Source organism: Kiloniella sp. (genome assembly GCF_048270245.1).
In the GTDB taxonomy this organism is placed as follows: domain Bacteria; phylum Pseudomonadota; class Alphaproteobacteria; order Kiloniellales; family Kiloniellaceae; genus Kiloniella.
Genome location: NZ_JBLWTH010000011.1, coordinates 79,320 through 94,806 on the forward strand (window position 1 = coordinate 79,320; position 15,487 = coordinate 94,806).

Here is a 15,487-nt window from a genome sequence, read left to right on the forward strand (position 1 = left end):
TCTTCAGCCTGTGAAAGACAGCCTAATGGCGGGAAGGTAACTTCCCGCCATTTCTTTTTCTCAATACAGCACCCCCAACAAGAATAAAGTATATGGCTCTACAAAATATCATCGGTAGAAACCATTTTCCATTCCCCCGGAAGCAGGTTTCCCAGTGTCAATTTACCAATAGATTCCCGGACAAGACGTAACGTGGGGAACCCGACTGCAGCCGTCATCCGTCTTACCTGACGATTTTTCCCCTCCGTCAGAGAAATCCGTAACCAAGCGGTTGGAATATTCTTTCTCTCTCTTATCGGGGGCGTCCTTGGCGGGAGTTCCGGTTCTGACTTCAGAAGCTCTACTTTGCAAGGTTTCGTGCGATACCCTTTAATCGTTACACCTTTTCTGAGCTGATCAAGAGTATCGTCATCTGGCACTCTTTCCACCTGAACAAGATAGCTTCTCGGATGTCCATTTTTAGGGTGAATCAAACGATCAATAAACGGGCCATCGTTGCTTAACAACAACAACCCTTCACTGTCTTTGTCCAAACGACCCGCAGCATAAACACCCTGGGGTAAATCTATCTCGCCAAGCGTCCGCTGCCCTACCTCACCTGTAAACTGACTCAAAACATCGTATGGCTTGTATAGCGCAACATACAACAAGACAGATGGCTTAACCATATTCTTCCCCCTTGGGGAAGTCGCCTTCCTCTTGTTTTTCAAACCGTATTTTTCGGGCTGATGCTGTCTCCCAGTTTTTTGGCTCCCAGTTTTTTGGCCCACAGTTTTTCGTTCTCTTCTTTGAATCATAACAATTATCTACTGCAACAAGGAGTTACAGTCACGTTTCAATTACGCGACTACAACGAAAGCACTCTAAATCATCCACTTAGCTCACCCCATTCTAAACGCTCGCCATTCTTAATAAGTTTTTGATCCTAATTTTTATCAAATTGAGGTATAATTCCCAAAGAGTACAGGTGTCACGTTGCATAACAACAACTGAATAGGTGACCGTACAATGCTTAAACATGCTGATATATGGCACGCCATAGATAGTTTAGCTGCACAAAACTCTCTATCCCCTTCTGGCTTGGCGCGGAAAGCAGGGCTGGACCCAACGACTTTTAATAAAAGCAAGCGCATAACCCAAAAGAATAAACCCAGATGGCCAAGTACAGAGTCCATTTCTAAAATTCTTGACGCAACCAACTCAACACTCGCTGAATTTGTTAATCTTGTGGGTGAAGAAAGTGCTGGCTTACTCGCAAAAAGGATCCCAGTCCAAGATCTAACTCAGGCATCTTCATTGGGGCAGTTTGACCATAACGGCCACCCGATGGGAGACACCTGGGACGAAGCGCTTTTTGCCCGCATAGACGACACAAATGCCTTTGGATTAGAAATTACAGGCAATGACTATGAACCCGTCTACAGTGACGGGCACCTATTGATCATCTCCCCCAATGCCGACTTAAGACGGGGTGATCGCATTGCGCTTATGACAACCAACTATGAAATTTTCATCAAAGAACTTATCAGAAACAGTCCGCTAAAAGCTGAATTAAAAGGCTTAGCTGCCCCACATCAAGATATGACAATTTTGACTCAGAACATTACCTGGATCGCTCGCATATTATGGGCCAGTCAATAAATTCTGGTTGCAAAAAGTGCTTTCACACAACTTACTTCAACCAAATGAAAATCATAATTTTTACTCTTTTTAAAGGCTTTAGCGTCATGTTAAAGTAACAAACGATTTAAGCGTTTGTCGTCTATTAACGAGAATTAGATTTAATTAAAGAGGCACTGACGCATGGCAAAACTGGACATGGATGGTCCCCTAAAATTGGAAGAGAAGACTATTCTCAAAGAAATAATCCAGCCCATGCCTGGCTCATTTGCGCTCGGACATCTTGGTTCAGATCGAAGCTTTGAAGTATTGTACGTTGGATATGCCGAAAAAACTGTCCAAGAAACATTATTGCACTGCCTGAAAAAGCGAGTTGGACAAGGCGGTTTAATGGATAAATTAACAGGCAAAAACCAAATCAATGCCTTCAAATACAGCTACGCAAACTCGCTTGAAGCCTGTTTTCAAAAAACGTGTAAAAACTTTCACGATTTTGGCGGTTCCAAAAAGCTGAACAACAAAGATCACCCCGCACCACCAAAAGGATCGGATTGGGCTTGTAATAAATGCACAGAAGAATTATCGGCAAGCTTTAAGATTAAAGCTGGGTAACTTTAAATAATGACCCCAAAGAAAAACCCCGAATTTTAATTCGGGGTTTTTCTTTTTTAATCTGCTTATTTTTCTCTGCGTCTTTAATTATTTCTGGCCTTAAGCTGAAAGATCTTCCCCAGCAAGGGCTCTTTCGATCAACTTAATACTCTCGTTCAAGCCATAAAGAGCAAAAAACGTTCCCATACGCGGCCCCTGAGACTGGCCCAACAAAACCTCGTAGAGACATTTGAACCAATCGCGCAGATTATCAAATTCATGATCTTTACCAATGGTATAAACTTCTGTTTGAATATCTTCCGCACTTGTATCAGACGGCAAACCTTTCAAGACAGCTAGTAAATCTTCAAGGGCTTTGATTTCTTTACCTTCTGGCGCCCGATATTGAAGCTTTGGCTTCACAAAATCCTGGTAATAGCGAACAGCAAACCCGACCAGTTTATCAAGAAACGGCGTCGTCTCTGGCGACGCTTCTGGTGCATACTGCTTAATAAAGCCCCAAAGACGATCAGTATCATTCGCATTACAAACGCTCGCCAGATTTAGCAAGATACCAAAAGAAAGCGAGGTTTGCTCAGAAGGAACATTTCCTGTGTGAATATGCCACGCAGGGTTCTCAAAAAGTTTGCTTTCGTCCTGCTCTCCAACTTTCCCCTTGAAAGTGACGTAATCATCAACAGTACGAGGAATAACATCAAAATATAACTTCTTAGCCGTTCTTGGCTTATTATACATAAACAAGGCTAGACTTTCCTGTGGTGCATAGGTCAACCACTCTTCCATGGAAAGTCCGTTTCCTTTGGATTTAGATATTTTTTGTCCCTGTTCGTCTAGGAAAAGCTCGTAAGTAAAGGTTTCGGGTCCTTTGCATCCCAGAACCTTTTGTATTTTCTTGCCCAGCTTGACTGAATCAATCAGGTCTTTACCTGACATTTCATAGTCAACATCCAGCGCGTACTGACGCATCGCCCAATCCGGTTTCCACTGAAGCTTACAATACCCGCCAGTCACGGGAACTTCGATCAGATCGCCACCTTCATCACGGAAAGAGATCGTTCCCGCATCGACATTGGTTTCCTCGACAGGCACCTGAAGGACTTTCCCTGTCTTAGGGCAAATAGGCATAAAGGGGCTATAGGTTGCCTGTCGCTCTTTCCCGAGTGTCGGCAGCATCACCCCCATGATCTTGTCGTAGTTAGCCAAAATTTCCAATAATGCCTTATCGAATTGACCAGACTGATAGACCTCGGTAGCAGAAAGGAAATCATACTGAAAACCGAAGCTGTCCAGGAACTGTCTGAGACGAGCATTATTATGGTGCCCCAGGCTTTCGTGCTCACCAAACGGATCAGGCACCTTTGAAAGTGGCTGCCCGATGTTTGCCGACAGCATTTCTTTGTTGGGCAAATTATCCGGTACTTTGCGGAAACCATCAAGATCATCAGAGAAACAGAAAAGCTTGGTTGGGATATCGCTCAGCTGTTCAAACGCATTACGCACCATCGTCGTGCGAGCAACCTCACCAAAAGTTCCAATATGAGGCAGCCCTGATGGACCATAGCCAGTTTGAAAAAGAACATACCCCTTCTCGGGCGTCTTTCCACCGATACGAGCCAATACTTTGCGCGCTTCTTCAAACGGCCATGCTTTTGCCTGCATAGCAAGTTCCTGGTGGTTAGACATCGTTTCAATCCCTCAAGGGTGTAATGTTAATTTAATGAAAGTCATTCTGACTCTATTCAAGAACAGGCCAGAGATGGGGAAATTAGGCGCAGGAAAGCCTCGCGTCAACTATAGTCGTTTAACTTAATTTTTGTTCTAGGCGTGAAGAGTGAAGTGTCGATAGCCTAAACGAACAATGAAACAATACAGACAAGAGTTAAGTTAAACGACTATAAGAGCCGAAATAGAGACTGATATTTCATAAATTACAACAAATGTTCGCCGCTTGTTCTTTTTCAATAGCCATTAGCGACGCCCGCTTTTATAAGAAGACAAAGACAGCCGTCCAAACTTATATAATTGGTAAAAATATTTAGATAGAGCATAGATCCTACGAGGAACAACATCAGAAATATGATACTCAAAGCATGACACCGGAACCCCCAACAGCAAATCAAACAATTACCAGCCAAGCCGACGCTATTATGATGCCCAAGGCTCCTTTGCTGTTATCCGGATTACGTTTTTCTGTCTGGATTAGTCCAGACGGCGAGATCGAAAGATTGCCAAATATTGAGGCTGCTCGCCGTGTCACACTTGAACCACCGATGGTATGCCATGCAAAATCCACCGCGCAAAGGCTGGGCATAGATCCCTTCCCATCGTATGATGTTCTTGAACTGATCGCTTTTGTGCGCCCGGCTGCCGCCTGTACACCAACGCCCCGGGGCCTCGCGGCCTTTATTGGTGCCCCAGAGCCCACATCAATTGAAGCAGCTGCCCTAATTCTGCATCAAACATCAGAACTTCTTTTGCGTGAACAAGCATCCAAAGGCAGGCAATACGATCCCTATGCTGCAGATATTGCACGAACAATGATGATGGCTGGCTGGCTATGGGGCCCCGCAATACTATCGGCTATGCAGGAAGAAAATCTGAACTCTCCAGCCCTAAAGCCCGGACGCGGGATGCGTGTTTGGGAACGCCTTGAAGAATGGAGTGATCACGCGCCCGAAGACCCACCAAGACATCAGTCTGTTAAGCCAGAAGAAGCAAGACGCCGCCTCTCTGAGTTACTCGGTGACGATGCAGAAGTTCGTCCACAACAGGTGGATTATTCCGCCGCAGTTTCCAGCGCTTTCGCCCCAAGAGACGTTTCCGGCGAACCTAATATTGTCTTGGCAGAAGCCGGAACTGGTGTTGGTAAAACCTTGGGGTACATTGCGCCAGCCAGTCTTTGGTCCGAAAAAAATGGCGCCCCGATCTGGATATCCACTTTTACCCGAAACCTGCAAACCCAAATAGATAGCGAACTCAACAGGCTTTTTCCGGAACGGCGTGAAAAATCAAAACGCGTCGTCATACGCAAAGGCCGCGAAAACTATCTTTGCCTGCTAAATCTCGAAGAAGCCTCGCAGGCTCTTATGACCAAACCACATGATGCCATTGCCATAGGTTTGATGGTCAGATGGGCATCACGCAGCAGAAATGGTGATATGGTCGGGGGGGACTTCCCCGGCTGGTTGGCTGACTTGGTTGGGAAGAACAGAACTCTGGGTCTAACAGACAGACGTGGCGAATGTATTTACTCTGGCTGCCCCCACTACAGCCGTTGTTATATTGAACGTAATATTCGCAAAGCCAAACGCGCAAATATCGTTGTCGCAAACCATGCACTGGTCATGATTCAAGCCGCCATGGGCGGCGGACGCGAAGAAGGCTCTCTTCCCAGTCATTATGTTTTCGACGAAGGGCACCACTTATTTGATGCTGCTGACAGTGCTTTTTCTGCACATCTAACAGCACAGGAAAGTCAGGAGCTCCGCCGTTGGATTTCTGGGGTAGAAACAGGATCAACTCGTTCTGCAAGCAGAGCACGCGGCCTGAAAAAGCGGCTCGAAGATTTGATCGCGACAGATGACAGAACGCGTGATCTGGTTACCGAGACTGTGCATGCTGCAAGACATCTTACCGGGGACGGGTGGGTCAATCGCATGGAAGATAACCTTCCAAACGGGCCAATGGAAACCTTCCTTTGCCGGTTAAGAGAACAGGTTTACGCTCGTACGGACCATGAAAACTCCCCCTATAGTCTCGAAGCAGAAACCAAGCCCGCAATTCCGGGCCTTATAGAATCTGCGGTTGAACTACGTTCTGCACTCGAAGAACTTCTGGAGCCAATTAAAAACCTGCGTCGTCGTCTGGAACAACGTCTGGATAATGAGGCGGATGAACTCGACAGTGATACAAGACGGCGAATTGAAGCTGCTTGTAAAAGCCTGGAACAACGTGGCAGTAATCAGGTGCAGGCATGGATCGCCATGCTCATTGCGTTGGAAGAGGAAATTCCAGAAGATTTCACCGACTGGCTTTCTGTCGAACGCGCAGGAGGAAAAGACTTGGATGTCGGCCTGCACAGACACTGGATTGATCCCACTAAACCGCTGGCGAATACTTTGTTATCTCAGGCGCATGGTACTGTCATAACATCAGCAACCCTGACCGAGGGGAGTGGAAATGAAGAAGGCGACTGGATCGGCGCAGAACGGCGCAGCGGTGCATCCTTCGTTCCCGGCATTCCGACAAGAGCCCGATTCAAGTCCCCCTATGATTATGTCAATCAAACCCGGGTATTTATCGTCAATGACGTCCGTAAAGACGATATGGATCAGGTTTCAGCAGCTTATCGAGAATTGTTTTTGGCCTCACAAGGAGGAGCCTTAGGACTTTTTACTGCCATTTCCCGCCTCAGGACTGTTCACCAGAAAATGGGACCCGAACTCGATCGATCCGGTTTGACCCTCTACAGCCAGCATGTCGATAACCTCGACACCTCAACACTCATCGATATATTTAGGGCAGAAAGAAATTCATCTTTGTTGGGCACCGATGCCGTTCGTGACGGCGTAGATGTACCCGGCGATTCCCTACGACTGATCGTATTTGATCGCGTTCCCTGGCCAAGGCCAACAATTCAACACCGTGCCCGCAAAGAACATTTCGGCGGTAATCGTTATAATGACAGCCAAACAAGACTAAAGTTAAAACAAGCCTATGGTCGCCTCATCAGACGTGAAAATGATCGCGGTATATTCGTCCTTCTTGATCCGATGATGCCGACGAGACTCCAAAATGCCTTTCCCGAAGGTGTTTCAATACAAAAAACAGGATTGGCAGACGCCGTTTCCCAGGTTCGTGACTTCTTTGACACTTCCTCTAAATAGGACAAAAACCTTATATCCCAGCCTATAAAGATTAAGACCAAGTCCTTCATTTTAGTTCAGTATGGAAATTTCTATTTTTTTTACTTGCAAAAGTAAAAGAGGAAGAATAAACCTCACTCCGGATCGGGGAGTAGCGCAGCCTGGTAGCGCATCTGGTTTGGGACCAGAGGGTCGGAGGTTCGAATCCTCTCTCCCCGACCAATTATTCCAAAAAGAAGGAATAATTGACCACAAAGACCGCCTTCGAGCGGTCTTTTGTCTTTTTCAGGCAAACTCTTCCTCACGATATGCAAATGTTTGCTTTAAAAATTCTATAATAATAAAAATTCATGAGAATTTGAATGCAATATAACGAAACAAAATTCGTTAATTGAACAGCAGAATAACGCTATCCATCAATTCATTCGAACATTGCGACAAGCCGAATACTCTGCGCCCAATACTCTGTGACAGGTATACTTTCGCAAAACGGATCTTTCATACACCCGCAACAAATTGTGGTTTGGACAGGATCTAAAACACCCTGCCCAAACCACATAAATTAAGCCATTTCCGTTCGGCTTGATACCTTTGCCCTTAACAGGATACCCAAAACAACGAGAGTCCCCAGCGTAATAGCGATCCAGCTGTTTGAGATAAGAACCAAACCAGCAAGAGTAAGCAAAACCTTCTCGACTAAAATAAGTTCACGTCCCCAAAACCCTATGTAAGCAGCAGACAGAGCGAGAATAGCAAGAACCCCACTAAACAAAGCCAAAACAAACTCAACCAGAGAAAAGTCAACAAACAGCAAACTAGGCGCATAGATAAACATAAAAGGTACCAACGCCTTACCCATAGAGAGCCTGAAAGCGGTCGTGCCCGTGCGCATCGGGTCTGCCCGTGACAGTCCTGCCGCTGCATATGCTGCTAAGGCAACAGGGGGGGTAACATCTGCCAGCACTCCGAAGTAAAAAACAAAGAAGTGTGTCGCGATCAACGGCACACCAAACTCTGACAATGCAGGCGCAGCTATTGATGCTAAGATAATATAAGTCGGCGTCGTTGGGATACCTGCCCCCATCAGGATACAAGCAATTGCCACGAAAAAGAGACCGAAGAACAAAGCAATGGATTTTTCTGAAAGAAGGCCAGTAAAGTCAAACGCCGTGACAATTCCTGCGAGATCATATGCCAACTGTACAACAGCCGCCGAGAACTTGAACCCTAGGCCCGTTAATGTCGTAATCCCCAACAAGAAGCCTACACAGGCACAAGCAGCACCGATAGCAAGCGCAAACTTAGCGCCATCCTCGAAACCGATCATGAGCTTTCTTGGCGTCAATACTGTGTTTAAATCCATATCCCGATTACCCATTCTATGAGCTACCAGCGGGATATAAGAAAATCCTATCGTAAATAGAATTCCCCAAAAAGCGGCCAAGAACGGCGTATATTGCATCAATAAAAGTGTAACCATGACAGCTAAGGGAATCAACAAGTGCCAAGACCGTTTCAGAACGTTAGCCAGCTGTGGAATTTTATCAGCAGACATCCCCGCAAGTCCCAACCGCTTTGATTCCAAATGCACCATCAACAAAATGGCTAAATAGTGAAAAGCGGCCGGAATAATCGCAATAAGTATGATTTCATTATAGGGCACACCTAACATCTCGGTCATCACAAAAGCTGAAGCCCCCATAATCGGCGGTGTGACTTGCCCACCACAGGATGCAGATGCTTCAACGGCACCAGCAAAGCGCCCTGAAAAACCCATTTTTTTCATCAACGGAATTGTAAAAGCCCCCGTGGTAACCGTGTTGGCAATCGGAGACCCGGAAATCATCCCAAAAAAGCCAGAAGACACAACCGAAACCTTTGCACTCCCCCCGGATTGACGGCCAGCTATGATTGTCGCCAAATCAATAAAGAGCTGCCCAAGGCCACTCATTTGAGCAAGAATCCCAAATAGAACAAAATGGAAGACATAGGTTGCCACAACGCCGACTGCGACGCCGTAGATACCTTCAGTTCCAACAAAGAGGTGATTAATAATACGATCGATCCCGTAACCACGATGGGCCAAAATACCGGGCATGTAAGGACCAAACATAGCGTAAAGAATACAAAAGGCCCCAATATAGGCCAGCGTAGCCCCCATGGTACGACGCGTTGCCTCTAGCGTAACGATAATTGCGATCAGGCCCATCATATATTCTTGTGGACGCGGTTCGCCAACATTCACGATAAAGATGTCTTTGAAGAATACTGCAAGATAAGCAGAGAACCCTGCACCTAACGCAGCAAAAAGCCAATCACGTAAAGCGATTTTCCCCGGCTCACAACCACGCCCTTTTATTGGCAAGGTCATGATAGCCAGCCCCACCATTCCTGCGATAAAAACATAACTTGAGACAGTCGCGGGTAATTGCCCCAAAAGGTCAAAGATCAAAAAGAGATAGAAGGCCGTAAACAAGAAAGAGCTGCGCCACATCGCTGGTGTCGGCGCTGCCCGTTTGCGAGGGAAAACCAAAAATACCAGCCCCATCACAAAAGCCAGATGCACCGTGCGGTGCATAACTTCGTTCAGAAGTCCAAAACCTGCCGTATACAAATGGAATAAAGACAGAGCAACCGAGGCAATTGTGACCAGTATAGCAACTGGTCCCAATAAATCGCGGAAGTTAGATTCGGAGTCGTACTCCTTGATCATCGCCTCAATTTGTTCGGGCGAGAGGTCTGGATCTGACTGTCCAGATTGACCTGTTTGCTTTGTCATATGTTACTTTCCTTCATTCTCGCACATCTCAATACCCAGAACCTTGGCTTTAAGATCCGCCAAAGTAATCACAAATTCACCAAGATGCAGACTATTGAGGTATTCACGCTGAACACGCAGCTGAATACGGGTAAATTGCCGATCCATTTCCAGGATAAATTTACCGTCCTGTTGCCGCCATTTGATTGTTCCAACATCACCAGCAAAAGAAGGCAGTCCGGCACTATGAGTTTCAAATATTTCAGCAATTTGATGTATCCCACTTGATCGCACCTCGTATATATCCATCACTGGCGTAAGCGTCGCGGAATGAATAAAGGAAAGTGAAAATTTGTGGCTTTCATCAAGCGTATATCGCACTAGTTCACGGTTCGAATAGCCATCATATAAACAAAGGTTACGAACCGGATTGTCGGCCCCAGAAGGAGCCGACAGAAAAAATAGGCTTAGCCATACGGCAAAGCCTATTTTACGAAAGTATATCAGCTTACTTTGTAACACCGATTTCTTTATAGTATTTTGCTGCGCCAGGATGCACAGGAATTGAAACACTTTGTAGCGCTGTTTTCGCAGCAATTTCCTTGCCCTTAGGATGAACTTTCCCAAGAGTTTCCGTGTTTTCATAAAGAGCTTTTGTCACGGCGTAGATAATATCATCCGACACGCCAGCATGTGTTGCCCAGATCGCACGAACAGCCAAAGTTTCAACATCTTTATCAATACCTTTGTAAGATCCCGCAGGCAGAATGGAATTTACATAATAAGGCTGTTTTTCCTGCAACTTGGCGATTGCTGGCCCACTTAACGGGATCACTTTGATCTCATGACCATTGGCAAGTTCGGTAACAGAAGACGTCGGCGCACCAGCAGTAATCAATGATGCGTCTAGATTACCATCTTTAATTTTTTCAACCGATTGTGAAAAAGATGAGAAGTCTTCAGACAAATCATCCCGAGACATACCATGAGCTTCAACCAAATCGCCAAGGAGCTGCCATTGACCAGATCCCGGTGAACCCGACGAAATAGACTTTCCAGCAAGATCTTCGAATTTCTCGATGTTAGAATCCGCACGCGCAACCAGCTGAACTGTCTCAGGGTACAGTGCACCGATGGCACGAATGTTTTCAACTTTGTTGCCTTCGAATTGACCAATGCCTCTATAGGCTGCGTCCAGAATATCTGCTGCGGCAAAAGCACTTTCGATTTCGCCACGGCTCAAAAGTTTGGTGTTAGCAACAGACGCATTACCTGTTTCTGCCGTTGCCGACAATTTTGTATCTGGAAGCTCAGCTGTATTAGAAATTAACTGAGCAAGCATACCGCCCAGCGGATAGTAAGTACCACCCGTTCCGCCAGTTGCAATACCAAAGAAAGAGCGTGTCTGAGCGCTTACAGATTTTCCGACAAGACCGGCCAAAGGCAAAGCCGCGGCTGAAAGCATAAGAGTTCTGCGAGTAAGCATATTGTTCTCCATGTTGTTAACCAACCGGGAATTCTCTCGCCACCCGGCTCTAGGAATAATTTGACTCATCTAATTTTAAATGTCAAAGCTGTTTTTCAATTGTAAAAATATGATTTTATAGCGATGACACCCGAATTGATAAAATTTATGGCAGGGTCCACCCCGATTTTGCTTAACGTCCCCCATGCTGGAACTTCCCTTCCACCGTCAATCCTATCGCGATTACGCCCTGATGCATTGGATCTGAAAGACACCGATTGGCACATGCATGAATTTGCCCTCCCTTGTGCTGAGCTAGGATGCAGCGTTATGGCAGCGCAGTATTCCCGCTACGTAGTGGATTTGAATCGTTCCGCCGAAGATACGCCCCTTTATACAGGTCCCACGACTGGTCTTGTTTCACAGATAGATTTTGACGGGCATCCACTTTATCAAACAGAACAAGAGCCCGATGAAGAAGAGATAAAAGCACGTATCAACACCTATTGGGGGCCCTATCATCAAGCACTAGAGGCAGAAATTCAGCGTATCAAATCCAAGTTTGGTATTTGCATTCTAATAGATCTGCATTCGATCCGATCAGAAGTACCCCGTCTATTTGATGGTGTGTTGCCCGATTTTAATCTTGGAACCAATAACGGCAGCAGTACTGATTCTCAATTTGAGAAATGTGCCCAGCAATACCTTAGTTCTGGTAAATATAGTTTCGTAAAAAATGGTCGCTTCAAAGGCGGCTACATTACACGGCATTATGGCCGGCCAGATCAAAACATACACGCCCTTCAGCTTGAGATTGCACAATCAACATACATGATAGAGCAAAGCCCCTGGAACCTAGAAAACCAAAAAGCGTTTGCACTTGGTGATACGATAAAAGGATTGGTATCTGCGCTGTTATCCGAACTGGAATCTAGAAAATGACTTTTCTTGAAAACCTCATCACCACTTTAAGTTAACCATTCCGACCCGGATCTGAATACGAACTCTTCTATTCTGTGGTACTCCCATAAAGTTATAAAGGACATCAATTAAATGGCTGCCGGTTTATTCTTCAAACAAGCTCTGACAAATCAGGGTTGGGTATATGACATCTCTGTCAGCATCTCGGAAGACGGTCATATTCTGGCAATTGATCAGGATAATAATCCAAACTGCTACCCTGTGATTGAAAACCCGGCTGTCCCCGGAATGCCAAACCTTCACAGCCATTCGTTTCAATATGCAATGGCCGGCTTATCAGAAGTACGAAGAAATCCCGTTGATAGCTTCTGGTCCTGGCGTGAAATGATGTATTATTTTGCGCACAATATTTCCCCCAGCGAACTACAGGCAATCACCGCAAAGCTTTATATGGAACTTCTCAAGGGTGGTTATACTGAAGTTGTTGAATTCCATTACCTACACAATGACATGGACGGCAGTTATTATGCACAAACTGAAGAACTGTCGACAGCGATTATAACAGCCTCTGATCAAACAGGTCTTAGCCTTACACATCTTCCTGTATTTTACGCCCACGCAAATTTTGGCGGTGTCGCCCCACAAGATGCTCAACGTCGTTTTATCAACTCGCGGGACCAATATCTCAAGTTAATCGAAATACTTAAGTCAAACCAAAACCAGGCCAGTTATAATTTAGGCTTGGCTCCTCACTCATTACGAGCCGTCACCGAAGACGAAATGGCTTGGCTTCTTGAGTTAAGAGACAATCTTTTACCAGGTTGTCCGGTTCATATTCATGTGGCAGAGCAAACCAAAGAAGTAGATGACAGCGTTGCTTATAACGGGAAGCGTTCTGTCACAGCCCTTATGGACCAGGCACCTGTAGATTCTGCTTGGTGTCTAATCCATTCAACCCATCTGGATGATGACGAAGTTTCTGCCATTGCCTCCTCTGGTGCAACTGTCGGCTTGTGCCCATTAACAGAATCCAATCTCGGGGATGGAATTTTCCGTGCTATTGATTTTCTGAATGATGGGGGGCATTTTGGTATCGGTTCAGACAGCAACATTTGCACAAAGGCCACCCAAGAGCTACGTACTCTGGAATATAGTCAGCGTTTGTTACATCGACAAAGAAACGTTCTGTGCTCGGAAAAAATGCCCAATGTTGGCAGTAATTTGTGGCAATTAGCTGCAGCGGGCGGTGCCCGCGCCACAGGCCGTAAAATCGGACAAATATCCGTGGGATCCCGAGCAGATTTTGTCGAACTTAAATTTGATCAAAACGGTATTATGGCAGCCGTTTCCCCTCAAGCAGTACTGGATTATCATATATTTTCTGGGCAGAAAGCTGATATTGGTGACGTTTATGTTGCAGGCAAGAAAGTTTTGATCTCCGGAAAACATCCATTAGAAGAAACGATAAACACAGCCTATGTTTCAGCTATACAGAGACTGGCCCATAAATTATAAGTAGCTATGGATAATAAAAGTAAAAAATATCAGTCAAATTCACTTCTGCGAGGCCTTAGAATTCTAGAAGCATTTGGTGCCGGTAGAGCACAAATGACGCTTTCGCAAATCGCTGATGAAATTTCAGTAACCAGTTCAGCAGCCTTTCGTTTTGTACATACGCTGGAACAAGAAGGTTATTTGATAAAAAACGAGGCGGAGCGTACATTCCGCCTCGCGCCACGCGTTATGGAGCTGGGCTATAGCTATATCAAATCCCTGGATTTAAACGACGTTGCAGCCAGTCACGCACGCCATTTACGCGACCTATCCGGTTTTTCGGTTCACGTCGCTGTGCTAGAAAATACAGATGCCGTCTATGTTTTTCGCGCCATGTCTCCCAGCCCGATGGTCTCCAATATTCCCGTTGGCTCGCGCTTACCAGCCTTTGCAACCTCCATGGGGCGTATCATGCTTTCCTCGCTTAGTGACGAAGAAATTGATCGCCGCTTCAAGGAGTATGAATTTCAAAAATTCACAGACGCCACAATTGGCACGCTTAACGAGCTTAAAATTGCCTTAAAAGAAGATCAAAAACGAGGATACACTGCACAAGCTTCACAGTTAGCAGAAGGAACAAATGCGATAGCTGCCCCGATCCATGATCGATCAGGGTACGCTATCGGAGCCGTTAACATATCTGGACACCACAACCAGCTAGGCTTGAATGAACATTTAATAAACATGGTACTCGACTGTGCGAAGCGCATCTCTGAAATGCAGTAATAATCATAGCGAAGGACATTCGCGCTTTGATCTGTGCTTTACTCAATATTTTAAAAAGAAGAAAAACTGATCCCAAAAGACCGCCTTTGAGCGGGTTTTTGTCTTTATTCGCAGAATATTTTCATCATAACGTCTGCCTGTCTCCCGATGAGACCATGCCAGTATTACCGCACAGACTCATTGTAACATTACAATCTGGGTTATCTCATTCTTCTGCTATACGCCGCACTTTATTCTCACTAGGCTTTTGATCAGTTCATTACTGCTATCTCGGAATCTGATATGTCGCTTGATCTACTGCTGTTGTTTATACCCGCAGCCTTCGCAATCAATATTCTGCCGGGTCCAAATAACATGCTTGCCATGACAAACGGTCTGCGTTATGGACTTTTTGACGCCATGAAAGGCGGATTAGGCCGCCTAGTGGCTTTTGTTATCCTTATTGTTCTGACTGCCACCGGCCTCGGGGCGATTCTGGCGGCTTCAACAACAGCCTTTTACGCCTTAAAAATTGGCGGTGCCATATATCTCGTTTATCTGGGCATTCGCTTGTGGCGCTCAAAAACGGAAGATGTCGAAGACTTTGGAGAACCCCAGAGATCAAAAGCTTCTACCTATGCCATTATTCGACAGGAATTTCTGGTCGCAATCAGTAATCCGAAGGCAATTTTAGTTTTCACTGCCTTTTTTCCTCAATTCATTGACCCTGTTCTTCCAATGTTGCCGCAAATTACGACAATGGGCATAACCTTTGTTTTTCTCGAAATTATTGCGCTCTTTCTCTATGCCATTTCCGGTAAGCAACTTGCATTCCTAACCCGAACACAAAAGGGGCAAAGAATAATGAACCGAACCAGTGGGTCATTTCTCATTGCGGCTGGCGGCCTACTCGCTACATCCAGCCGATAGATTTCACCGAAATACCACATAGAAAATGCCGAACTATCCCGGCATTTTCTTATTTGA

The 15,487-nt window shown here is 45.6% G+C and carries 12 protein-coding genes and 1 tRNA gene; 8 read left to right on the forward strand and 5 right to left on the reverse strand.

Going from position 1 to position 15,487, the window contains the following annotated elements; all coding sequences use genetic code 11:
- Positions 1-98 precede the first annotated feature (98 nt).
- Positions 99-668 carry a pseudouridine synthase gene (locus ACN0W5_RS18510; protein WP_417455558.1) on the reverse strand — a complete coding sequence of 190 codons (570 nt, stop codon included), beginning with the start codon at positions 666-668 and terminating at the stop codon, positions 99-101.
- Between the two features lie 340 nt (positions 669-1,008).
- Between ACN0W5_RS18510 and ACN0W5_RS18515 the strand changes: the two genes are divergently transcribed.
- Together ACN0W5_RS18515 and ACN0W5_RS18520 are read left to right on the forward strand one after the other, a co-directional pair.
- Positions 1,009-1,641 carry a S24 family peptidase gene (locus ACN0W5_RS18515; protein ID WP_417455559.1) on the forward strand — a complete coding sequence of 211 codons (633 nt, stop codon included), beginning with the start codon at positions 1,009-1,011 and terminating at the stop codon, positions 1,639-1,641.
- Between the two features lie 162 nt (positions 1,642-1,803).
- Positions 1,804-2,232: a hypothetical protein gene (locus ACN0W5_RS18520; protein WP_417455560.1), complete on the forward strand. Its 429-nt coding sequence runs from the start codon at positions 1,804-1,806 to the stop codon at positions 2,230-2,232.
- Between the two features lie 99 nt (positions 2,233-2,331).
- On the opposite strand, the gene ACN0W5_RS18525 is transcribed toward ACN0W5_RS18520, so the two are convergent.
- Positions 2,332-3,915, reverse strand: coding sequence for a lysine--tRNA ligase (locus tag ACN0W5_RS18525; protein ID WP_417455561.1), 1,584 nt, complete (start codon positions 3,913-3,915; stop codon positions 2,332-2,334).
- A gap of 407 nt (positions 3,916-4,322) precedes the next feature.
- Here ACN0W5_RS18525 and ACN0W5_RS18530 point away from each other — a divergent pair, with 407 nt between their 5' ends.
- Both ACN0W5_RS18530 and ACN0W5_RS18535 read left to right on the forward strand, forming a co-directional pair.
- The gene (locus ACN0W5_RS18530; RefSeq protein WP_417455562.1) at positions 4,323-7,118 is read left to right on the forward strand and encodes an ATP-dependent DNA helicase; all 2,796 of its coding nucleotides are present in this window, start codon (positions 4,323-4,325) and stop codon (positions 7,116-7,118) included.
- Between the two features lie 124 nt (positions 7,119-7,242).
- A tRNA-Pro gene (locus ACN0W5_RS18535) sits at positions 7,243-7,319 on the forward strand.
- Between the two features lie 340 nt (positions 7,320-7,659).
- Here the strand turns inward: ACN0W5_RS18535 and ACN0W5_RS18540 are convergent.
- From ACN0W5_RS18540 to ACN0W5_RS18550, 3 genes are read right to left on the reverse strand one after another with little or no spacing between them, the layout of a single operon-like run.
- Complete coding sequence (locus ACN0W5_RS18540) at positions 7,660-9,876, reverse strand: TRAP transporter permease (RefSeq protein ID WP_417455563.1); 2,217 nt, start codon at positions 9,874-9,876, stop codon at positions 7,660-7,662.
- A gap of 3 nt (positions 9,877-9,879) precedes the next feature.
- The gene (locus tag ACN0W5_RS18545) at positions 9,880-10,377 is read right to left on the reverse strand and encodes a DUF1850 domain-containing protein (RefSeq protein WP_417455564.1); all 498 of its coding nucleotides are present in this window, start codon (positions 10,375-10,377) and stop codon (positions 9,880-9,882) included.
- On the reverse strand, positions 10,364-11,341 hold the full coding sequence (locus tag ACN0W5_RS18550) for a TAXI family TRAP transporter solute-binding subunit (protein ID WP_417433023.1): 978 nt from the start codon (positions 11,339-11,341) through the stop codon (positions 10,364-10,366). Before ACN0W5_RS18550 ends, ACN0W5_RS18545 begins: the two co-directional genes overlap by 14 nt.
- Positions 11,342-11,488: 147 nt before the next feature.
- Between ACN0W5_RS18550 and hutG the strand changes: the two genes are divergently transcribed.
- From hutG to ACN0W5_RS18570, 4 genes are all read left to right on the forward strand, one after another.
- Entirely contained in the window at positions 11,489-12,262 is a 774-nt protein-coding gene (gene hutG / locus ACN0W5_RS18555; protein ID WP_417455565.1) for an N-formylglutamate deformylase, read from the forward strand.
- 111 nt (positions 12,263-12,373) lie between these two features.
- Positions 12,374-13,756: a formimidoylglutamate deiminase gene (locus ACN0W5_RS18560; protein ID WP_417455566.1), complete on the forward strand. Its 1,383-nt coding sequence runs from the start codon at positions 12,374-12,376 to the stop codon at positions 13,754-13,756.
- Positions 13,757-13,762: 6 nt separating this feature from the next.
- Positions 13,763-14,521, forward strand: coding sequence for an IclR family transcriptional regulator (locus ACN0W5_RS18565; RefSeq protein ID WP_417455567.1), 759 nt, complete (start codon positions 13,763-13,765; stop codon positions 14,519-14,521).
- Between the two features lie 282 nt (positions 14,522-14,803).
- Positions 14,804-15,430 carry a LysE family translocator gene (locus ACN0W5_RS18570; protein ID WP_417455568.1) on the forward strand — a complete coding sequence of 209 codons (627 nt, stop codon included), beginning with the start codon at positions 14,804-14,806 and terminating at the stop codon, positions 15,428-15,430.
- Positions 15,431-15,487: the final 57 nt, after the last annotated feature.